We start from the raw sequence: 21596 nt of genomic DNA, 5'->3' as shown, positions 1-21596 counted from the left end.
CGGTGTTGCTCACCCCTACCGAGATGGAGCGTCTGACGGTGTTCACCGCAGCGCAGATCGCTCGGCGCAATCTAGCCGAGGGCGTCCGGCTCACCCACCCCGAGGCCGTCGCTCTTTTGACCGACGAAATCATGCTGGCCGCCAGGAAGGACATGACGTTCGACGCGGTCATCGACCACGCGTGCCACGTGCTGACCGCCGATCAGGTGATGGACGGTGTGCCGCAGATGATTTCGATCCTGCTCGTCGACGCCCCGTTCGCGGAAGGAACCAAGCTCGTCACCGTCGTCGACCCGATTGCGGGCGGCCCTGACGAGATCGTGCCCGGTGAAATTCTCGCGTCGGACTCGCCCGTCGAGGTGTTCGGCGATCTCGAATCGATCGAAGTGCGCGTCGTCAACACCGGAGACCGGGACGTGCAGGTCCGTAGCCAGACGCATTTCTTCGAAGTCAACGACGCACTCGAGTTCGACCGGCGGGCGGCGTGGGGACACAAGCTCGAGGTCGCGGCGGGAGCGGGAGTCCGCTTCGAGCCGGGGATTGCGGTGACGGTCCGGCTCGTGCCGATGCAGGGCGATCGCGTTGCACACGGTTTTCGCGGTCTGGTCAACGGTCCGCTCGATGGAGGTGAGGCCGCGTGATGCGCATCGATCGTGCGTCGTACATCCGCATGTTCGGCCCGACGACGGGAGACCGTATCCGGCTGGCGGATTCGAATCTGTTCGTCGAGATCGAGAAGGATTTGACGACATCCGGATACGAGTTGCTGGCCGGCGCAGGGAAGAACGTACGTGACGGCGAGGGATATCGACCGAATACGACGTCGTCGACCGGGGCGCTGGACTACGTGTTCACGAACGCGACCATCATCGATGCGGTTACGGGAATCATAAAGGCGGACATAGGTATTCGTGACGGAATAATCGTGGGTATCGGCAAGGCGGGTAATCCCGACGTCATGCCCGACGTGACTCCGGGGATGACCGTCGGGCACATGACCACACCGATTCCGTCCGAAGGCTTGATAGTCACGGCCGGCACGATCGAGACTCATGCACATCTGATTTCTCCGCAACAGTCCGAACATGCTTTGTCCACGGGCACGACGACGTTGATCGGTGGTTCACCGGGCCCGGCGTTCGAGGTCGGGTCCGGTAGTACGCGCAACCTCGGACTGTTCCTCCGGGGCGGTGAGTATTCCGCGATGAACTTCGTGGCGTTCGGACGTGGGTCGTCCGACGCGGATTCCGTCCTGGAATCCGTTGCGGCAGGGGCGGGGGCGGTGAAGATCCACGAGGACTTCGGTGCGTCGCCCGCGGTCATCGACGCCACGTTGCGTGCGGCTGATTCGGCGGACTTCGCCGTCCACCTGCACACCGACTCCATCAACGAGTTCGGATTCGCAGAGACGACGATGTCGACCATCGGCGACCGCACCATCCACATGTATCACGTCGAGGGAGCAGGCGGAGGGCACGCACCCGACCTGATCCGATGCGTCGGATACGACAATGTGATTCCGGCGTCGACCAATCCGACGAATCCGTACACCGCGTACGCGCTCGACGAAGGTGTACCGATGACGATGGAAGCGCACAACATGAACTGGAACGCGCCGGAGGATGTCGCGTTCGCAGAAGCACGGATTCGGCCGCAGACGATGATCGCCGAAGACTTCCTTCACGACATAGGAGCGATCTCGATCTTCGGAAGCGACACCCAGGGAATGGGTCGAGTCGCCGAGAACACCGCGAATTGCTGGCAGTTGGCGGACGTCATGAAGCAGCGCGTCGGGCGGCTTCCCGAGGAGACAACGGCCGCGTCGGACAACGAACGCGTCAAGCGGTATGTGGCGAAGCTGACGGTCAATCCGGCGATTTCGATCGGTGCGGGACGGCACCTCGGGTCCGTGGAGGTCGGCAAGATCGCGGATCTCGTCCTGTGGTCACCTGCGTTCTTCGGGGTGAAGCCGAACTTCGTCATGAAGAACGGATTCGTCGCGTGGGCAGCGCTCGGTGACGCCGCCGGAAGCATCTCACGGTCCGAACCCGTTGTGCAGAGGGCGAACTGGGGTTCACTCGGCAGCGCGCCCGAGAAGCTCGGTTTCGTCTTCATGTCGTCCTTGGCGACCGACGCCGGACTTCCCGAGGCGCTGGGCCTGCGGAAGAACGTCGTGACGATCGACTCCGTACGGCACTTGCGCAAGAGCGACATGGTGCGCAATTCGGCATTGCCACACATCGACGTCGACCCCCGCACATTCGACGTGCGTGCCGACGGACAACTGCTCACCGGTGAGCCGGCAACGTCGGTTCCCTTCTCGCGGAGGTACATGCTTCGATGAACGCATTACGGGCGGCACGAATCGGAATCGGCGGACCCGTCGGCTCGGGAAAGACGGCTCTGGTCGAACAATTGATCGCGGAGTTCGCCAGGCGACATCGGTCGGTGTCGGTCATCACCAACGACCTGGTGACCGAGGAAGACGCCGAACGAGTCCGGCGATCGGGCTTGATCGACCCGGCGCGCGTCCGTGCGGTCGAAGCTGGGGGATGCCCGCACACCGTGATCCGAGAAGACCCGTCGCTGAACATCGCGATGGCCGACCGGCTCGAAGCCGAATTTCCCGACACCGAGGTTCTGCTGCTCGAGAGCGGCGGTGACAACCTGGCGTCGACATTCTCGCGCGACCTCGTCGACTATTGGGTGTTCGTCATCGACGTTGCCGGGGGAGACGACATACCGCGTAAGCGCGGACCGGGCGTCGTGCGCTGTGATCTGTTGGTGGTCAACAAGATCGACCTCGCGCAGTACGTGGGTGCCGATCTGCAACTGATGCTGAAACAAGCCGACGACGTGCGCGGCGGACGTCCGATCGTGTGCACCAACGCGCGCGCAGGAATCGGAATCGGCGAGGTGGTCGACGTATTCGACCGCGAGGTTCTGTTCGTGTGACCACTCCGCTGGCACTGGACCTGTCGTTCACCACGACCGGGGCGCGCACGGTGTTCGATCGGCGACGCTATCGCTGGCCCCAGACGGTGGGCCGGATGTTTTACCTCGACGCGTCGGATCCCGGTCGTGGTCGGGTCATCGTGCAGAACTCGGGTGCGTCGCTGCATCCGGGGGATCGGATCGGACAACGGATCGCGGCAACGACTGGCGCCCGCATCGAGGTCGTCGGGCAGGGGGCGATGCTCGTCACCGGTGTGCCCGACGGTCGCGCAGGTGCCGAGCGCACCGAGCTACGCGTCGACGACGGTGCGGAGCTGGCCTTCCGACCCGAACCGCGGATACTCACTGCGTTCGCGCATGCGCGTCAGGACACGCACGTGAAGTTGGGGTCGGGAATCGTAGTGCTCACCGACGCGGTCGTCGTGCACACCGAGGTGACGGCCGAGACGTTCGGCAGCTTTCGCTCGTGTGTCAGGGTGACTACGGCCGGTCGCATCCTGGCGCTCGACGCCCAGCATGCGTCGTCGTTGCCGTCTCCACGCTCGGGCCTGCGTGCCTTCGCAACGGTGTATTTGCTTGGGCGTCGCCCCGATGATGCGGTCATGAAGCGTACGACCGCACCACTGGACAAGATGGACGGTCGATCCGGCGTCTACGCAGCGGTGACCTCGCTGCCGAACGGCGTTGGGCGTGCGGTTCGGCTCGCAGCGACAGGAGGAGGACTCTTGCGAGCTGCGATGGCGGAGGTCGTGGGACACTGGACCACGTGAGGCTCTACCGGGACAACGCAGTCGTGCTGCGCCAGCACAAGCTGGGCGAAGCCGACCGCATCGTCACGCTCCTGACGCGCGACAACGGCATCGTCCGAGCCGTTGCGAAGGGGGTGCGCCGCACGAAATCGAAATTCGGCGCGAGGTTGGAGCCGTTCGCGCACATCGACGTTCTGCTCCACCCTGGCCGCAATCTGGACATCATCACCCAGGTGCACACGGTCAACGCGTTCGGTGGCGACATCGTCACCGATTACGGCTGCTACACCACCGGCTGCGCGATCCTCGAGACCGCCGAGCGGCTCGCGGGTGAAGAACACGCGCCGGCGAAGCGGCTGCATCAGCTCACGGTCGGGGCATTGCGTGCATTGGCCGACCGCACTCGGCCCCCCGAACTGATTCTCGACGCGTTCCTGCTGCGTGCGATGGGTTTCGCAGGCTGGGCGCCGTCGTTGACCGAATGTGCACGCTGCGCGGCGCCTGGACCGCATCGTGCGTTTCACGTCGCCGCGGGTGGTTCGGTGTGCGTGCACTGCAGGCCTCCCGGCTCGGCGACGCCGACGAGCGGTGTCCTCGACTTGATGGTCGCGCTCGAACGCGGGGAGTGGGCCTTCACCGAGACGACGTCGGTGGCCGTGCGTGGTCAGGCCAGCGGTCTCGTCGCAGCCCACCTGCAGTGGCATCTGGAGCGGCAACTGCGGACGTTGCCGCTCATCGAAAGAGAAGCGCCGCATCGCAGCGAGCCTGATTCGGCCCCGGCGCCGGTCGTCGGGCAGGATGAAGACCGTGATTCTTCGACGCGAGCCGCGCACTCAGCCTGACGGGATGCGGGGGGTACGTCCTCCGGATCCGCACCCGTCGGGGGCCAAGCCGCCGATCCTGCAGCCGGAGTTGATTCCGAAGCACGTCGCACTCGTCATGGACGGTAACGGTCGCTGGGCGCAGGAACGTGGCATGCCGCGTACTGCGGGCCACGAGCGTGGCGAGGCAGTGCTTATGGACACCGTGTGCGGATGCATCGACATCGGCGTCAAGTGGTTGTCGGCGTACGCGTTCTCGACGGAGAACTGGAAGCGCAGTCCGGACGAGGTGAAGTTCCTGATGGGCTTCAACCGCGACGTGATTCGTCGTCGACGCGACGAGATGAACGAGATGGGTGTTCGGGTCCGGTGGGCAGGTAGACGACCGCGGTTGTGGCGCAGCGTCATCAAGGAACTCGAGATCGCCGAGGAACTGACGAAGAAGAACACCGTCATGACGTTGACGATGTGTGTCAACTACGGCGGCCGCGCCGAGATCGCCGATGCGACAAAGGAAATTGCACGCGAGGTCGCGGCAGGTAGGTTGGATCCGGAACGAATCACCGAGGCAACCGTCGCCAAGTATCTCGACGAGTCCGACATGCCCGACGTCGATTTGTTCCTGCGCCCGTCGGGGGAGCAGCGCACGTCGAACTTCCTGATCTGGCAGTCGGCGTACGCGGAGTTCGTGTTCCAGAAGAAGCTGTTTCCGGACTTCGACCGCCGAGACCTATGGGAAGCGTGTGTCGAATTCGCCTCTCGCGACCGCAGATTCGGGGGAGTCAAGTATGAGTGAGGGCCTGACGCTGCAGTCACGAGCCGAGATCGCGCTGTCGCAGTTCGCGACCGTGAACGTGGGGGAGGACGGTTCGCTCGGATTCGATTATGCGGGCGCGCTGTGCTCGCTCAGGTCCGTCGAGCTCGCACCGGGTCTGGAAGTGCTGTCGTTGACGGCGGTCTTGGCGTGGGATCGGCCCGTCAAAGCATCGCTGCACAAGAAGGTGGCGGATCGCAATTCCGAGTCGCAGTTCGGATCCATCTCCGTGAACGTACACGGCAAGATGGCAGATGTGTTGCTGCGCTACATCTTTCCGGCATCCGGCCTGAACGACGAGCCGTTGATGACAATGCTCGTTCTCGTCCTGGCCGGAGTCGAGAAGGCCCGCGAGGGACTCCTGCCCTGAGCTACTTGGCCTTGCACTCGCTGCAGGTGCCGAAGATCTCGATCGTGTGGCTGACGTCGCTGAACCCGTTGCTCTCGGCGACGTTCTGCGACCACTTCTCGACCGTCGGGCCCTCGACCTCGACCGTGTAACCGCAGTCGCGGCACACGAGGTGATGGTGGTGACCGGACGAGCAGCGTCGGTAGACGGATTCGCCGGTGTCGGTGCGCAATACGTCGACGGTGCCCGCGTCGGCCAGCGTCTGCAGCGTTCGGTACACCGTGGTCAGGCCGATTCCCTCACCGCGCTTGCGCAGTTCGTCGTGCAGATCCTGTGCCGACCGGAACTCCTCGATGTTGTCGAGAAGATCGGAAATGGCGCTGCGCTGCTTGGTTGCGCGGACGCCGACGGCCACAGGTTTGCGCGGCGCGGGAGATTCGGTCACGAATATCAGCTCTCTTCTGCGTGGGCGACGGCGTCGACGACGATGTGTGCGAGATGATCGTCGACGAGACGATAGAGCACCTCACGACCGTTGCGTTCACCGCGGACCACACCTGCCGACTTGAGCACACGCAGGTGCTGGCTGATCAAGGGCTGGGTGACGCCGAGCGCACCGACGAGCTCGTGGACGCATCGCTCGGACTCGCGCAGTTGGAGAACGATCGCGATGCGTACGGGCGCTGCCAATGCGCGCAGAATGTCACCGGCTGCGACCAGCGTGTCCTTCGGAGGAACGGGAGCAGGGGGGACCGACGCGAACGGGTCGTGGGAGTGGGCAGCCAGGCCCTCGTCCGTGCGATCGTCGTCCCCGAGAGGTGAAGGGTCGGTTTCCAGCATTGCCAACGGAAAACTCCTTCGGGTGGTGTCGGGGTATCGCTACAGACTAGTCCAGCGACTGTTAATGCAAATCACTTCCATTTTGATATGCACAAGTGCGCATGTCAAACGAGGTAGGCAGTGTTCGGAGAAAGTGGTCACGACCGATAGGCTCGGTGCCTGAAGAAAGTCCCTCTCACCAGACACAAGATGGAGAGCTCCGCCAGTGGCACCCAAGTCCAAAGTCGAAACCGTCGCCAACCTCGCCAAGCGTCGAGGACTCGTGTACCCCTGCGGCGAGATCTACGGCGGTACCAAGTCTGCCTGGGACTACGGCCCCCTCGGCGTCGAGCTCAAGGACAACATCAAGAAGCAGTGGTGGCGCAACATGGTCACCAGTCGCGAAGACACCGTCGGCCTCGATTCGTCGGTGATTCTGCCGCGTGAGGTGTGGGAGGCTTCCGGCCACGTCGAGACGTTCTCCGACCCGCTGGTCGAGTCGCTCATCACGCACAAGCGCTACCGTGCCGACCACCTCATCGAGGCGTACGAGGAAAAGCACGGGCACCCTCCCGAGAACGGCCTCGCCGACATCCGCGATCCCGAAACCGGCGACCCTGGCCAGTGGACCGAGCCGCGCGCGTTCTCCGGTCTGCTCAAGACCTACCTCGGTCCCGTCGACAACGAAGAGGGCTTGCACTACCTGCGCCCCGAAACGGCACAGGGAATCTTCGTCAACTTTGCCAACGTGCTGACGACGTCGCGGAAGAAGCCGCCGTTCGGTATCGGTCAGATCGGCAAGAGCTTCCGCAACGAGATCACCCCCGGCAACTTCATCTTCCGCACGCGCGAGTTCGAGCAGATGGAGATGGAGTTCTTCGTCAAGCCCGGCGAGGACGACGAGTGGCACCAGTACTGGATCGACTACCGCATGAAGTGGTACACCGACCTCGGCATCGACCCGGAGAACCTGCGTCTCTACGAGCACGCTCAGGAGAAGCTGTCGCACTACTCCAAGCGGACGGTCGACATCGAGTACCGCTTCCGCTTCCAGGGCAGTGAGTGGGGCGAGCTCGAAGGCATCGCCAACCGCACCGACTACGACCTGTCGGTGCACTCGAAGGCGTCGGGCCAGGACCTCAGCTTCTACGAGCAGGCCACCGACACTCGCTACACGCCGTACGTCATCGAACCTGCAGCAGGTCTGACGCGTTCGCTGATGGCGTTCCTCGTCGACGCGTACACTGAGGACGAGGCCCCCAACGCCAAGGGCGGCGTCGACAAGCGCGTCGTGCTCAAGCTCGACCGTCGTCTGGCGCCGGTCAAGGTCGCGGTTCTGCCTCTCTCGCGTAACGCCGACCTGACGCCGAAGGCGAAGGACCTCGCTCAGCAGCTGCGTCAGTTCTGGAACGTCGAATTCGACGACGCCGGTGCCATCGGCCGTCGCTACCGTCGCCAGGACGAGATCGGTACACCGTTCTGCATCACCGTCGACTTCGACACCCTCGACGACCAGGCCGTCACCATCCGTGAGCGTGACACGATGGCGCAGGAGCGGGTCGCCCTCGATCAGGTCGAGGCCTACCTGGGAGCGCGCCTGCTGGGTGCGTGATTCCGGCTAGCAGCACTACCGAATGACGCCCTCGGTCACTCAGAGTGACCGAGGGCGTCATTCGCTCTATCCGGGGGAACCCGCGGACTAGAACCGGCCACCGCTTGCGCGTCCGCCGCCCCCACGGCTGCCGCGGAGCACGCTGTCGATGAGGATGCCGCCGAGGACAGCACCTGCGGTACCGCCCCCGGATCCTCCGCGCGGGCGTCGGCTGTCTTCCCAGTCCCGGACGTCGGCCTGTGCCTGCTGCGACGCCCGCGACGCCAATTGTGCTGCAGCTTGGGCATGTTGGAGTGCCGTGGCGGGATCCGACGCCTCGAGGTGCCGTGCCGCGTCGAAGTGCCGTTCGGCTTCGGCGAGATGTGTCCTGGCAGTGGCGCCGACACCACCACGCCGGGTCGAGATGTAGTCCTTGGCGGCGGTGATCTGGGATTGTGCGCCGCCGAGGTCCCGCTGCAGCCGAGCGCGAAGAAGGTCCTCCTGCGTCTTGGCTTCGGTCGCGGAGTCGATCACGGCGTCGAGATGCCGATCCGCCTCCACGAGTCGGTTGAAGCTGCCCAGCGGATCGGCGGACTGCGACGCCACCGCGCTCCGTAGCGCCTCCTCGGCCGCGGCGCGGGCGGTCTGCAGTTCCTGACCGCCGTGCTCGGTCAGCGTGGCCGCGTTCGCGATGTCGCGTCGCACGTCCTCGATCGCCGCTGGCAGCGTCGCGATGGCGTTCCGAATGTCGTTCTGCGCGTGGTCGACTGCGTCGAGCAACGACCGCGCCTGGTCGACGGCTTTCTCTGCCGTGCGCACGGCGGAGACGAGTTCGCCCTGTTGGCCTGCGGGTTTCGCGGCTGCTGCACGGCCCACCTCGATGTTGCGCTCGGCCAGTTCGATGTCCTCGCGGGCCATCACGATGTTCGACGAGATCGATGCGAGGGCCGGTTCGGCGAATTCGGTGTGCAACCGAGCCAGCACCGCCTCCGATTCGGGCACACGGACGGTCAGCGCGACGACCGCCTGCGTCAGCGAGTCGAGCGTCGACCCCGCGTTGATCAGCAAGTCACGCATCTGCTCGAATTCGGCCACGCGAGAGTCGAGTTCGTGATCGGCCCGGCCGCACGACGAGATGATCTGGATCAGCATCGAACGGCGCTGATCCGGGGTTTCGGGAATCGCGTCGTCGAGACGCTGGCGAACTTCGAACGCGGCGCCGAGCGCCTTCTTCGCCTCCTCGAACGCGGTGATGAACGGGGCCGCCGTCGTGTCGCCGAACTCCGATCGCGCGATCGCGAGTTCTTCTTCGCTGGCCCGTACCGCGTTGTCGGTCTCGACGAGCATGGAGTGAGCCCGCGCGTCGAGCACGTCGAGCGGCAGAGCCGACAGTGCAGCGGTGTCGGTGGGGTCGATTCGTTCCGCGGCCTCGATGCTTGCCTGCTGGTGCTTCTTCTTCCGTCGCGACGAATAGGCGACGGCACCGCCACCGGCGACGACGACCGCACCCGCGCCGATGAGCCACGGAGTCGCAGATCCACCGGATCCGGAGGACGAATAGGCGTCGGAGAGGGAGCCGGCCGTGACGATCGCCGCCCCTGCCCAGTCCTCCTCGCGCAGAGCGGGTTCGATGTTGTCCGTCTGCATCTCCGTGATCTCGGCGTCGGTGATCTCGGTCAGCCCGGTGGGGACCCACATGCTGTAGGAACGGTCGACGGTCGCGACTGCGAGCAGGACGTCGCGATCGCCGAAGCTGCTGGCCTGAGCCGTCGCCTGTGCCCACGCCGATGGATCGGTGTCGTCGAAGTCGGCGACGTAGACCACCCACAACCGGACACGATCGGAGTCGTACAGGTCGTCGATCGCAGCCTGCACGTCGGCAATCTGACCGTCGTCGAGAGCTTGTACGGTGTCGGTGATCTGACCCGCGAGCCGGGACGGTCGGTCGGCCGACGCCGGTGCCGCGGCACCCAGCAACGCTGCGAATCCGAGAATCGTCGTGAGGACACTGACTGCGAAGAAGCGCCGGACTGCCATGGGAGAAGAATCTACCGGGACGGTCGTTCCGGGCGGAGTCGTGACAGTTGTCATGCCAGGGTCGTGACGCTCGAACGAGGCTCCGGGCCTGCATCGACAGCAGAGTTGTTCTCATGACAACGACACCAGCAGTGCTTCTCGAGCATCTGAACAAGTCGTACGGGTCCGTGCAGGCTGTCGCCGACGTCAGCTTGCGCGTCGAACCCGGGGAAGTGGTCGCGTTCCTCGGTCCGAACGGCGCAGGCAAGACGACGACCATCGACATGATGCTCGGTCTCGCGACCCCGGACGCCGGCAGCGCCCAAGTCTTCGGGACCTCCCCGGCCGACGCGATCAGCGCGGGACGCGTCGCCGCCGTCATGCAGTCCGGTGGGCTGATCCGTGACCTGACCGTGCGCGAGACGGTGCGTCTCACCGCAGCGCTGTTTCCTCTAACCCAACCCGTCGACGACGTGCTCGAGCGGGCAGGCATCGCGGATATCGGCGGCAGACGCGTCGGGAAATGTTCGGGCGGCCAGCAGCAGCGTCTGAAATTCGCGCTGGCGTTGCTGCCGGAACCGGACCTGCTCGTTCTCGACGAGCCCACGACCGGCATGGACGTCGAAGGCCGACGCGACTACTGGGATGCGATCCGTCACGACGCCCGCCGCGGCCGAACCGTTCTGTTCGCTACCCACTACCTGGACGAGGCCGACGCGTATGCGGACCGGATCGTGCTGCTGCGCCATGGCCGGATCGTCGCCGACGGCAGTGCAGCCGAGGTCAAGAATCTCGCATCGGGCCGCACGGTCACCGCGACCGCACCGGGCATCGATCGATCCGCGGTCCTGCAGCTGCCCGGCGTCGACAAGGTGGAGACGCGCGGGGACCGCGTACTCGTCCACGGACGGAACTCCGATGCCGTCGCGCGGTACTTGCTGGACGTCGGCGCGACCGATCTCGAAATCGTTTCCAGGAATCTCGAGGACGCGTTCCTCGCACTGACCACCGATCGTTCCGCCGACCTCGTAGGGAGCTGGACATGACCACGCTTGCATCTCGAAAGACGTTGCCGCTGGGCGGTTTCAGCTTGACGTTCCTCGGCCTGGAGATCACACGCCTGATCCGCAATCGACGGACCGTCGTGTTCACGTTGGTGATGCCGCCGGTGTTCTTCGTGATCTTCGGGACGCAGTCCGACTACACGAGCAACTACGCGTTCGCGAACGGCAACGTCACGGCGTTCGTCGCGATCAGCATGGCGGTCTACGGTGCGATGCTCGCCGCGACGAGCGGGGGAGCGATGGTGTCGGTCGAACGTGCACAGGGCTGGAGTAGACAACTGCGACTGACCCCGCTGCGTCCTGTCGCCTACATCGTCACGAAGATGTTAATCGCGATGACGATGGGACTGGCGTCGGTGGTCGTCGTGTTCGCCGTTGCGGCCGCGTTCGGGGCGGACATGCCGCTGTGGGTGTGGTTGTCGACGGGAGTCATCGCGTGGCTCGGCAGCTCGGTGTTCGCCGCGTTCGGGCTGTTCATGGGATACCTGCTGCCGTCGGAGAACGTCATGCAGGTACTCGGACCCGTGCTTGCGGTGCTCGCATTCGCGGGCGGGTTGTTCGTTCCGCTCGCCGACAACGGCTGGTTCCCGATTCTCGCGAGGTTCACCCCGCTGTACGGACTCGCGACCGTCGCCCGCGCGCCGTTCACGGAACCGTCGTCCGGCACGCTCGCGATCGCCGCGGTGAACCTGGTCGTGTGGGCTGCGGTGTTCGTCGTCGGCGCCGCGATGTTGTTCCGACGCGACACTCGGCGTGTCTGAGGCCGGTACTACCGTGAGCACCATGACACCAGCCGAGACGGAGGCATCCGAGAACGTGGGTCGGATGTCCCGTTTCGGCTGGGCTTTCGGCATGATCTGGCTGTTCTACCTCGCTTACCCACTCGGAGAAGCTCTTTCACTGCCGGACGTGTGGCAGAAGGTGCTCGCGACGCTCGTGATCATCGCGTTCGGTGCCACGTTCGTCGCGACGTTCTGGGGTTTCCGCAACGCGAATCGAGCTCACCGACGAATTCGGTCGAGCTACGCGTGGGCAGGACTCGGCGTGATGGGCGCTCTCGTCGTTGCTCTCGCGGTAATGGTGGGTACCCAGGCGTTCGGCGCGACGATCTACATGGCCGTCCTCGCCGTCATGACGCTGCCCAGCAGACAGGCCTGGACGACGGTTGCCGTGATGGTCGCCGTCGTCGAGATCGTTCCCCGCCTCGTCCCCGAATGGAATCCCGGCACGTTCTTCGCGTTCCAACTCGTGATCAGTGCGGTCGCCGCCTGGGGGATCACGCAGGTGTTCAAGCGCAATCACGAACTTGCCGCTGCGCGTCAGCAACTCGCAGACCTGGCGATCGTCGCCGAGCGGGAACGCGTCGGCCGCGACGTGCACGACATCCTCGGCCATTCGCTGACCGTCATCACGGTCAAAGCAGAACTGGCCGGGCGGTTGATCGATATCGACCCTGCCCGTGCTGCCGTCGAGATCGGGCAGGTGGAGTCGCTCGCCCGTGAGGCGTTGAGCGACGTCCGGTCGACCGTCGGAGGCTTGCGCAAGGTCGACATCGCCACCGAATTGGCCAGTGCGCGTTCTGCACTGGCGACCGCGGGAATCGAACCCGATCTACCAGCCGACGCCGACGTCGTGCCGCTGCGTAACCGCGAACTGTTCGGATGGACGTTGCGCGAGGCCGTCACCAACGTGATTCGGCACAGCGGCGCCGAGCGGTGCACCGTTGTCCTCGGTGCGACGCGCATCGAAATTTCCGACGACGGTTCCGGCATGACCGGTCGCTCGGGGGAGGACGGAAACGGGTTGCGCGGCTTGGCCGATCGCGTCCGCGCGGCACAGGGGTCGCTGTCCGTCGGCCGATCGGCGGCGGGTGGGTTCAGTCTCGAGGTGGAGTGCCCATGAGTATTCGTCTGATGCTCGCCGACGATCAGGCGCTCGTGCGCGGGGCGCTGGCCGCCCTGCTCGACCTGGAGTCCGATCTCGAGGTCGTCGCGGAAGTCGGCCGAGGAGACGAAGTCGTGGCTGCCGCCGCCCGGCATCTACCCGATGTCGCGTTGCTCGACGTGGAGATGCCGGGTCTCGACGGGATCGCCGCGACTGCAGCCTTGCGTCGGGCGGTGCCGTCGTGTCGGGTGATGATCGTCACCACCTTCGGCAGGCCCGGATATCTGCGACGTGCCATCGATGCGGGCGCCGATGGATTCGTCGTCAAGGACACTCCCGCCCGCCAGCTCGCCGACGCCGTCCGACGCGTCCACATGGGCTTGCGCGTTGTGGACCCGACGTTGGCGACGGAAACCCTCACCGACGGCGTCTCGCCGCTGACCGCCCGTGAGCGGGATGTTCTGCGCGAAGCCGCGGCCGGTGGCACAGCTGCTCGCGTCGCCGCGGCGCTGCATCTGTCCGAAGGAACCGTGCGCAACCATCTGTCCTCGGCGATCGGAAAAACGGGTACGACGACGCGTGCCGAGGCCATTCGAGTGGCCGAGAGCCGCGGGTGGCTGTGACCCGGTCTGCGTGTCGTCGTGTCGCGCTCGCCGGCGTGGCTGGCAAACTCGAGGGGTGAACTCGACTCTCGACCGTGATCCGTACGGAGATCATTACGGCGACCCGTACGGTCCGCCGGATCCCGAGCCCACGCGGCTCGGCTTCTTCGGCACGCTCGGACGGTGGGTGTCACGGCTCTTGCTGGGCGTCGTGCTGATCGGTCTGCTCGTCGTCGGTGGTACCGCCTTCCGCGTGTGGCAAGTGGCCCGGATCGACGACAACACCGCCGCCGACGCGATCGTCGTGCTCGGCGCGGCTCAGTACTCGGGGACACCGTCGAGCGTGTTCGAAGCGCGACTGTCCCAGGCTGCAGACCTGTTCGAGCAGGGCGTCGCGCCCGAGGTCGTCACCGTCGGCGGCAAGCAGGAAGGCGACCTGTACACCGAAGCTGCGTCGGGTCGGAACTATCTCATCGAGCAGGGTGTCCCGGCCGATCGCGTGATCGCGGTCGAGGAGGGCTCGGACACGCTCGAGAGCATCGAGGCCGTCAGCCAGACGCTGCTCGCGCAGGGCAAATCGTCCGTCGTACTGGTCAGTGACCCCTGGCATTCGCTGCGCACGCGCACGATGGCCCGCGACGCAGGCCTCGACGCATGGACGTCGCCGACGCGTACCGGCCCTGCCGTCTACACCCGCGAGTCGCAGGCGCACGGAATCGCTCGCGAGACCGGCGCGTTGCTCTGGTACCAACTGACGCACTTCAATGCGGACTTCTCCTACACGGCAGGCCAGTGAACTTGAGCTCCTACAGCGAACACGACTACGAGCGCTTCGTCGCCGAGGCGCCGAAGACAGCCGGGCTCGACGCGACCCATGAGAACGCGTCGCACCGCAGCGCGTTCGCCCGTGATCGCGCCCGCGTGCTGCATTGCGCGGCGCTCCGGCGACTTGCCGACAAGACCCAGGTCACCGGCCCACGCGACGGCGACACCCCACGTACACGGTTGACCCATTCGCTCGAGGTCGCGCAGATCGGCCGCAGCATCGGCGAAGGTCTCGGCGCGGACCCCGACCTGGTCGACCTCGCAGGGCTTGCGCACGACATCGGCCACCCGCCCTACGGCCACAACGGTGAGAGGGCGCTCGACGAGATCGCCGCCGACTGCGGTGGCTTCGAGGGCAACGCCCAGAACCTGCGCATCCTCACCGGACTCGAACCGAAGGTGCTGGGCGACGACGGCAGGAGCGTCGGGCTGAACCTCACGCGCGCCTCGCTCGACGCAGCCATCAAGTACCCCTGGCTTCGGCCGTCGCCCGGTGCGAAATTCGGGGCGTACGACGACGACAAGCCGATTCTCGACTGGGTGCGCGACGGCGCGCCCAACCGTCGGCGATGCCTGGAAGCGCAGTCGATGGACTGGGCCGACGACGTCGCCTACTCGGTGCACGACGTCGAGGACGGCGTCATCGATGCCCGCATCGATCTGCGAGCCTTGGGCGATCCGACAGCTCAGCGCGAGTTGGCCGAACTGGGTGTCCGCGAGTTTCGCGGTCTCGACGCCGGAGAGTTGATCGAGGCGGCCGACAGACTGTCCCGCATGCCCGTCGTCGTCGCGGTCGGAACGTACGACGGAACGCTCGCCGCATCGGTCGCGCTGAAGCATTTGACGAGTGAACTGGTCGGTCGCTTCGCGACCGCTGCGATCGACGCCACCCGGGTCAAGTGGGGGACCGATCCGCTGTCGCGGTACGACGCCGATCTGGAGATCCCCGCGGTCGTCGCGTCCGAGGTCGCGCTGCTGAAGACGATGGCGCTGCGCTACGTGATGTCCGACGCGAGTCACAAAGTGCGCCAAGGACGCCAACGTGACCGGATTCACCGCGTCGCCGAGTGGTTGTTACGCTCTGCGCCCGCCGAATTGGACCCGATCCTGGTTCCCGCGTGGAATGCGGCGGGAAGCGACGGCGAACGGACACGCGTGGTCGTCGATCAGATCGCGTCTTACACCGAGAGTCGGCTCGAGCTGGTCGACAAGCGCAGCCTGGGAGCTCAAGCCAGCTGGGGCTGAGCCGACCGCAGGAAGTACTAGACTGCCGTGCGTGGCCGGCCGAATTCCTGAACGTGACATAGCCGCCATTCGCGAACGCACACGGATCGAAGACGTCGTCGGTGACTACGTCTCGCTCAAGCGCGCGGGCGGCGACTCGATGAAGGGGCTGTGTCCCTTTCACGACGAGAAGTCGCCGTCCTTCCACGTGCGGCCGAATCACGGGCACTTTCACTGCTTCGGCTGCGGCGAGGGCGGCGACGCCTACTCCTTCCTCCAGAAGATCGAACACATCTCGTTCGTCGAGGCCGTCGAGCAACTCGCGGATCGACTGAACTACTCGATCAATTACGAGGGCGGAGGAACCTCGGTCCAACGTGACCGAGGCACGCGGGCGCGTCTGATAGCTGCGAACACCGCCGCGCAGGAGTTCTACGCAGCGCGGCTGCGTGAACCGGATGCGCAGACCGCCCGTGACTATCTCACCGAGCGCAACTTCGACGGCCAGGCGGCTTTGACGTACGGCTGCGGGTATGCGCCCGACGGCTGGGACACGCTCACCAAGCATCTGCTCGGTCGAGGCTTCGAGGCCAAGGAGATCATCGACGCCGGCCTGGCGACGCCGGGCAAGCGCGGAACACCCATCGACCGATTCCGTCGACGGCTCGTCTGGCCGATCCGCAGCCAGAGCGGCGACGTCATCGGCTTCGGTGCGCGCAAGCTGTTCGACGACGACACCATGCCCGGCAAGTACATCAACACGCCGGAAACCATGCTGTACAAGAAGTCTCAGGTGTTGTTCGGCCTCGATCTCGCGCGCAAGGAGATCGCGAAGTCGCATCAGGCCGTCATCGTCGAGGGCTACACCGACGTCATGGCGATGCATCTCGCCGGCGTGAAGACCGCAGTCGCGTCGTGCGGCACGGCGTTCGGTGAGGACCACCTCGCCATGCTGCGACGACTCATGATGGACGACAGCTACTTTCGTGGCGAGGTCATCTACACGTTCGACGGCGACGCCGCCGGTCAAGCCGCCGCGATGAAGGCGTTCGAGGGTGACCAGAAGATCGCCGGACAGACCTTCGTCGCCATCGCGCCGGAGGGCATGGACCCGTGCGAGTTACGGCAGAAGTCCGGTGACGGCGCGGTGCGCGATCTCGTTGCGCGTCGGACTCCGATGTTCGCGTTCGTCGTCAAATCGCTTCTGAGCGAACATGATCTGGACACGCCCGAGGGACGCGTCGAAGCGTTGCGTCGCACGGTTCCGGTCGTCGCACGCATCAAGGACGCGTCGCTGCGAGACGAGTACGCACGCCAGCTCGCCGGCTGGGCCGGGTGGGACGACACCGCGATGGTGCTGAAGCGCGTGCGGGACGAGGCCAAGAAGGGTGCGCGCGGCGGGGATGCCCGAGGCAAACGGGCGCCGTTCGAGAAGCCCCGAAACGAGCCGGAGGTCGCGTCGGGTCCTGCGCGACCGCACCCGAAAGACCCGGTCCTGTGGCCGCAGCGCGACGCGCTCAAGTCGGTGCTGCAGCATCCGGCGATCGCGGGGTCGGTGTTCGATTCGTTGCCGCCGGAGACGTTCACACACCCCGCGTACGCGGCCGTCAGTGCCGCTGTCGCCGCCGCGGGCGGTACCGCGGCCGGGTTGGGTGGGGGAGCATGGGTCGACGCCGTCGCGAAGCAGGCCGACGGACCCGTCGTGCAGTCGCTGGTGATGGAACTCGCAGTCGAGAACATCAACGTGGCCGACGCGGCGCTCACCCGCTACATCGGCGGAGTGCTCGCGCGTCTGCAAGAGGTGTGGGTGGGTGAACAGGTCGCCGAACTGAAGTCGAAGATGCAGCGCATGTCACCGGCCGACAATCAGGACGAGTACTACGCGCTGCTCGGGGACGTCATCGCCCTCGAACAGTACCGACGGAGTCTGCTGGAGCAGGCCATCGGCAACGTCGAGGACGACTCCGCCGCCGGCTAGCCCTTACGCAACTGATCCTGGGGGATGTACAGCTGGGTCTCGTCGTCGATGGGTTTCATCGGCTCGAGCCTCGGTTGCGTGTTCAGCGAGTCGGACAACTTCTGGCGGCTCACCTCGATGACCTTCTTCGTCGCCGGACTGCCCGCCACGGCGGCCGCGGTCTTGCGAATCTGCTCGTAGCGACCACGCCCCGCCTTGGCTCCGAGTACATACGCTGCCCCGGCAGCCAGAACCACACGAATCATCACTGTCCTCCTCTATGTCCGGCAGGTCGTCCGCAGGCTCCACACGCCATACCCGTTCTCACGTGCTGTCCATCCTGCCTGACGGGGGCGATTTGGTACTTCCATGGGGGTGTGCGCTATTGTTTCTCTCGGCCGCACGAGAGTGCGAAGCCACGGAGTAATCCCCTGTAGCTCAATTGGCAGAGCTTCCGACTGTTAATCGGACGGTTGCTGGTTCGAGTCCAGCCGGGGGAGCGCTGAGCCCCCATCCAGTTCACTGGGTGGGGGTTTTTCGCGTTCCGGTGCCGTTCGGAAATTTACCCTCCTGTTGTGCGGTCCGGGGGGCGTGAAAGCGCACAACAGGAGGGTAGATTTCGCGTGGCCGGGGCCGCCGAGCCCACGCGTCGGGAATAGCGGGTCAGTTCGACACCCTGGGCCTCACGGTGATCGAGATGCGGCGACTGTCGCACCGAGTCACTTCGAAGGCCGGACCTCACCCGCAACAGATGAAGTCACTCGGCGGAGCCGCTTCTACCGTCTACTGAGCCGACGATTCTCTTTCCTGAACGGAGACCGCACCATGGGAACGGTCATCGGAGAGCTTCTGCCACTGGCAGTGGGGGTAGCGATATCTCCGATTCCGATCATCGCGGCGATATTGGTGCTGCTCGGAAAACGAGCTGCCAGCACCAGTATCGGCTTCGCAGTTGGATGGGTTGTCGGGATCATCGTCGTAACTACAATTTTCGCCGTCGTTGGCGGCGCTGCAACCGGACCGGACGACGAACCGTCCACGACGGCGTCGTGGATCAAGCTCATCCTCGGCGCGTTCCTACTCGCACTCGGTGTTCGTCAGTGGCGCTCGCGTGCAGCCCGGCACGAGGCACCCAAATGGATGGCTGCGATCGACGACATGACTGCGGGCAAAGGGCCGGCGTTGGTTTCGCACTCGCCGCAATCAACCCGAAGAACGTACTGATGTGCATCGCTGCAGGCATCACCATCGGCGGCGGCGCGAATGGCACCGGGGAGACCATCACCGCAGTCGCCGTTTTCACCGTCCTCGCCGCTTCGACAGTAACGGTACCCGTCATCGCGTATCACGCTGCAGCACAGCGGATGGCGCCCACACTGGCATCGCTCAAAGAATGGTTGGAAACGAACAATACCGCCGTCATGAGCGTTCTGATTCTGGTGATTTCGGTGGTCTTGATCGGGAAAGGCATAGGCGGGTTGTTCTGACCCGCAGCGCAAGAACTCGTGAGGGGACTCGATAGGTCGATGAGCAACCACTACCCCCGTCACATCGTGTTCTCCTCGTTGTTCGGATATCGGGCTCGTTTTCTGCGTCCGGATATTCTCGCCGGTCTCACGGTGTGGGCTGTCCTGGTCCCAGAAGCATTGGCCTACGCAACCATCGCGGGCGTTCCGCCTGTCGTCGGACTGTATGCGGCGGTCCCCGCCCTCATTCTCTATGCGGCAGCGGGTAGTTCGCGACACCTGATCGTGGGGCCGATGTCCGCGACCGCCGCGCTGTCGGCGTTACGAAACGAACTGGAGCGCAGGGGCCTTGCGTTCCGCATCGCCCGTGACACCGGACAATTTCGCGACGTTCTCGTAACCACCGGAGAAGGAGATCCACTACCGGTGTTCGTGTCGATCGCCGACGCCTTGTCGGCGGAGGACCCCCCGTGCACTCAGTGACGGCCGCATCGAACGGCGTCGACGTTCCAAGACTCGACGGCTCGGGCGTCCTGCATCAGGGATCCGCACCAGCGATGCATGCTCGTGCTCATGGTGTGACGATCGAGAAAGAGGTGTCGGGTCGGGTGGTCAGGTCGGTAATTCGTTTGATGGTCGAAGTGTCGCCGTCCATGGTGGCCTCGGTGTCGTGGCCTGCGAGTAGGCCGAGTAGTTGCGGCTTCGTCAGCGTGACCGTGAGGTCGGCTGGGTCCGTTCGACGTGTCGGGTAGTGGATGAGGGCGCCGTTGTGCAGTTCCATTCGATAGATTTCATCGACGTCCGTGAAATGCCAACGGATCGAAATCGTTGTGTCCCAAGCTTTCGGGCCATCGATGCGGATGGCGATACTGTCGAACACCTGCGTGATGGTGAGAGCTGCCGCCATTCCAGCTGCGCTGACTTCCGCTGGGTGGTTCGATCCGTTCACCTCGTCCGCGCCGACGAGAAAGTTATTGCGCCAGGTTGCGCATTCGGAGCCGTATCCCAGGCGTGTCAGCACGCTCTCGAGTACCCCCTTGGCCTCAGCGTGGTCTGGCTCGGCGAACACCGCGTGGGCGGCAAGTTCGGCCGCGAAGCGAAGGTCGCCTTCGTCGGCGAACTCCTTCGCTCGCGCCACCGCTACATCGATGCCTCCGAGCGCACGGACGTAGCGTGCGCCCGCCGCCTGCGGTGGGTGTTGCCATAGGTGCGCGGGGTTGCCGTCGTACCAGCCGATATAGCGCTGATAGATCGCTTTGACGTTGTGGCTGACCGATCCGTAGTACCCGTGGGTGTGCCATGCGGCGTCGAGTGCGGGCGGCATCGAGAAGTCTTCGGCTATCTCGGTTCCGACCAAACCATCGTTGAGTAGCCGCAATGTCTGATCGTGCAGGTAGGCGTACAGGTCTCGCTGCTCGGTGAGGAATGTGACGAGCTCGGTGGTGCCCCAGGTCGGCCAGTGGTGCGAGGCGAACGCGACGTCGCAGTCGTAGGCGAATAGTTCTATTGCTTCGGCGAGGTATCTCGACCAGTTGCGTGCGTCGCGAACTTCCGCGCCTCGCAGTGTCAGCAGATTGTGCAGGTTGTGCGTGGCGTTCTCTGCAAGACACAGAGCTCGGTGGTCGGGGAAGCAGAAGTTCATCTCCGACGGCGCTTCGGTGCCGGGCGTGACCTGGAAGGTGATACGAACGCCATCGAGGGTTTCGGTTTGCCCGGTGTGCGTGATGTCCAGCGTAGGGGCGAGGAGGCCGACAGTTCCAGTCGATGTGCTGGGCCCGAGCCCAGCGCCCAGTGTTCCGGTTGCGCCCACCGGAAGTACGACTCCGGTGTGATACATCCCCCGGCGCAGCATGGCGTTCCCGGCATATACGTTTTCCGAGACTGCGTGCTCGAGAAAATGCTCGGGCGCCACGATCGGCACCGTGGTGTCGGCGTCGACGACGCCGAGCACACCACCGAAATGATCGATGTGCGAATGGGTGTAGATGACGGCGGTCACCGGGCGGTCTCCACGATGTCGGCGGTAGAGCGCGAGGCCTGCGGATGCACATTCGGCCGACACCAAGGGGTCGATGACGATGACACCGGTGTCACCTTCGACGAGGGTCATGTTGGACAGGTCGTAACCACGAATTTGGTAGATCCCGTTCGTGACCTCGAACAGTCCGTGGATGGCGGTGAGCTGCGCTTGCCGCCACAAGCTCGGATTGACGGTGTCGGGGCATTCTCCCGCCGTCGCGGCCTCGAAATTCGCAGCGTCGTAGACCATCCGGCCGTCTGGAGTGCGAACTCGAGCGGGGTCCAGAACGTCGATCAGACCACGGTTGGCGTTGGCGAAATCGGTGCGGTCGGCGAAATCGGCGGACATCGATCCTCCTCGGTGGACACAGGATTGCAAAGGTGTCGACCAACGGGCATCGATAACCCAATCCGGGTTGGCGGACGAGATGCTGCATGCCG

Annotated in this window: 19 protein-coding genes, 1 tRNA gene and 4 pseudogenes; 19 read left to right on the top strand and 5 right to left on the bottom strand. The window is 64.9% G+C overall.

What is annotated here, in order from left to right; all coding sequences use genetic code 11:
• Window positions 1-2 precede the first annotated feature (2 nt).
• The 7 genes from ureB to HQ354_RS01470 are packed head-to-tail and all read left to right on the top strand — an operon-like array spanning window position 3 to window position 5709.
• Window positions 3-641, top strand: a complete 639-nt coding sequence (gene ureB / locus HQ354_RS01500) for an urease subunit beta (protein ID WP_114332115.1) — start codon at window positions 3-5, stop codon at window positions 639-641.
• Window positions 641-2344, top strand: a complete 1704-nt coding sequence (ureC, locus tag HQ354_RS01495; protein WP_261768625.1) for an urease subunit alpha — start codon at window positions 641-643, stop codon at window positions 2342-2344. Before ureB ends, ureC begins: the two co-directional genes overlap by 1 nt.
• Window positions 2341-2955, top strand: coding sequence for an urease accessory protein UreG (gene ureG / locus HQ354_RS01490; protein ID WP_167678809.1), 615 nt, complete (start codon window positions 2341-2343; stop codon window positions 2953-2955). Before ureC ends, ureG begins: the two co-directional genes overlap by 4 nt.
• Window positions 2952-3725, top strand: a complete 774-nt coding sequence (locus HQ354_RS01485) for an urease accessory protein UreD (RefSeq protein ID WP_114332118.1) — start codon at window positions 2952-2954, stop codon at window positions 3723-3725. The genes ureG and HQ354_RS01485 overlap by 4 nt, the downstream gene beginning before the upstream one ends.
• Window positions 3722-4546, top strand: coding sequence for a DNA repair protein RecO (gene recO, locus HQ354_RS01480; protein WP_084423493.1), 825 nt, complete (start codon window positions 3722-3724; stop codon window positions 4544-4546). Before HQ354_RS01485 ends, recO begins: the two co-directional genes overlap by 4 nt.
• Window positions 4503-5321: an isoprenyl transferase gene (locus HQ354_RS01475; RefSeq protein WP_068420444.1), complete on the top strand. Its 819-nt coding sequence runs from the start codon at window positions 4503-4505 to the stop codon at window positions 5319-5321. The genes recO and HQ354_RS01475 overlap by 44 nt, the downstream gene beginning before the upstream one ends.
• Window positions 5314-5709: a hypothetical protein gene (locus HQ354_RS01470; protein WP_068420445.1), complete on the top strand. Its 396-nt coding sequence runs from the start codon at window positions 5314-5316 to the stop codon at window positions 5707-5709. The genes HQ354_RS01475 and HQ354_RS01470 overlap by 8 nt, the downstream gene beginning before the upstream one ends.
• 1 nt (window position 5710) lies before the next feature.
• Here the strand turns inward: HQ354_RS01470 and HQ354_RS01465 are convergent, their stop codons facing one another.
• Complete coding sequence (locus tag HQ354_RS01465) at window positions 5711-6133, bottom strand: Fur family transcriptional regulator (RefSeq protein WP_068420447.1); 423 nt, start codon at window positions 6131-6133, stop codon at window positions 5711-5713.
• Between the two features lie 5 nt (window positions 6134-6138).
• Window positions 6139-6528: a metalloregulator ArsR/SmtB family transcription factor gene (locus tag HQ354_RS01460; RefSeq protein ID WP_068420448.1), complete on the bottom strand. Its 390-nt coding sequence runs from the start codon at window positions 6526-6528 to the stop codon at window positions 6139-6141.
• 205 nt (window positions 6529-6733) lie between these two features.
• Between HQ354_RS01460 and HQ354_RS01455 the strand changes: the two genes are divergently transcribed.
• Window positions 6734-8119, top strand: coding sequence for a glycine--tRNA ligase (locus HQ354_RS01455; RefSeq protein WP_114332122.1), 1386 nt, complete (start codon window positions 6734-6736; stop codon window positions 8117-8119).
• Between the two features lie 87 nt (window positions 8120-8206).
• Here the strand turns inward: HQ354_RS01455 and HQ354_RS01450 are convergent, their stop codons facing one another.
• The gene (locus tag HQ354_RS01450) at window positions 8207-10135 is read right to left on the bottom strand and encodes a TPM domain-containing protein (RefSeq protein ID WP_222654523.1); all 1929 of its coding nucleotides are present in this window, start codon (window positions 10133-10135) and stop codon (window positions 8207-8209) included.
• A 113-nt stretch (window positions 10136-10248) separates the two neighbouring features.
• Here HQ354_RS01450 and HQ354_RS01445 point away from each other — a divergent pair, with 113 nt between their 5' ends.
• From HQ354_RS01445 to HQ354_RS25995, 8 genes and pseudogenes are all read left to right on the top strand, one after another.
• A complete protein-coding gene (locus HQ354_RS01445) occupies window positions 10249-11160 on the top strand; it encodes an ABC transporter ATP-binding protein (RefSeq protein ID WP_167678979.1) in 912 nt (303 codons plus the stop codon).
• On the top strand, window positions 11157-11939 hold the full coding sequence (locus tag HQ354_RS01440) for an ABC transporter permease (RefSeq protein ID WP_167678981.1): 783 nt from the start codon (window positions 11157-11159) through the stop codon (window positions 11937-11939). Before HQ354_RS01445 ends, HQ354_RS01440 begins: the two co-directional genes overlap by 4 nt.
• A 22-nt stretch (window positions 11940-11961) precedes the next feature.
• Window positions 11962-13080, top strand: coding sequence for a sensor histidine kinase (locus HQ354_RS01435; protein ID WP_261768603.1), 1119 nt, complete (start codon window positions 11962-11964; stop codon window positions 13078-13080).
• Window positions 13077-13685 carry a response regulator transcription factor gene (locus HQ354_RS01430; RefSeq protein WP_068420457.1) on the top strand — a complete coding sequence of 203 codons (609 nt, stop codon included), beginning with the start codon at window positions 13077-13079 and terminating at the stop codon, window positions 13683-13685. The genes HQ354_RS01435 and HQ354_RS01430 overlap by 4 nt, the downstream gene beginning before the upstream one ends.
• A 166-nt stretch (window positions 13686-13851) precedes the next feature.
• Entirely contained in the window at window positions 13852-14460 is a 609-nt protein-coding gene (locus tag HQ354_RS01425; RefSeq protein WP_254303370.1) for a YdcF family protein, read from the top strand.
• Between the two features lie 2 nt (window positions 14461-14462).
• Window positions 14463-15734: a deoxyguanosinetriphosphate triphosphohydrolase gene (locus HQ354_RS01420; protein ID WP_206031311.1), complete on the top strand. Its 1272-nt coding sequence runs from the start codon at window positions 14463-14465 to the stop codon at window positions 15732-15734.
• A 31-nt stretch (window positions 15735-15765) separates the two neighbouring features.
• A pseudogene (gene dnaG, locus HQ354_RS01415) lies at window positions 15766-17116 on the top strand (DNA primase); the annotation flags it as partial.
• Window positions 17117-17187: 71 nt separating this feature from the next.
• Window positions 17188-17691: pseudogene (locus HQ354_RS25995) on the top strand (DNA primase); the annotation flags it as partial.
• Here HQ354_RS25995 and HQ354_RS01410 read toward each other — a convergent pair.
• On the bottom strand, window positions 17688-17936 hold the full coding sequence (locus tag HQ354_RS01410; protein WP_068420463.1) for a hypothetical protein: 249 nt from the start codon (window positions 17934-17936) through the stop codon (window positions 17688-17690). The pseudogene HQ354_RS25995 and the gene HQ354_RS01410 sit on opposite strands and share 4 nt — an antisense overlap.
• A gap of 161 nt (window positions 17937-18097) precedes the next feature.
• Between HQ354_RS01410 and HQ354_RS01405 the strand changes: the two genes are divergently transcribed.
• From HQ354_RS01405 to HQ354_RS01395, 3 genes and pseudogenes are all read left to right on the top strand, one after another.
• Window positions 18098-18170: transfer RNA gene (locus HQ354_RS01405), tRNA-Asn, on the top strand.
• A gap of 325 nt (window positions 18171-18495) precedes the next feature.
• Window positions 18496-19157 (top strand): annotated as a pseudogene (locus tag HQ354_RS01400) (GAP family protein).
• Between the two features lie 39 nt (window positions 19158-19196).
• Window positions 19197-19457, top strand: a pseudogene (locus tag HQ354_RS01395) (SulP family inorganic anion transporter); the annotation flags it as partial.
• 250 nt (window positions 19458-19707) lie between these two features.
• Here the strand turns inward: HQ354_RS01395 and HQ354_RS01390 are convergent.
• A complete protein-coding gene (locus tag HQ354_RS01390) occupies window positions 19708-21504 on the bottom strand; it encodes an alkyl/aryl-sulfatase (protein ID WP_068420471.1) in 1797 nt (598 codons plus the stop codon).
• Window positions 21505-21596 lie beyond the last annotated feature (92 nt).

Origin of the sequence: Rhodococcus sp. BP-261 (genome assembly GCF_019835205.1) — a bacterium.
Lineage (GTDB): Bacteria > Actinomycetota > Actinomycetes > Mycobacteriales > Mycobacteriaceae > Rhodococcoides > Rhodococcoides kyotonensis_B.
Note: the sequence above shows the minus strand (reverse complement) of the source record. Positions and strands in the feature narration are given on the sequence as shown.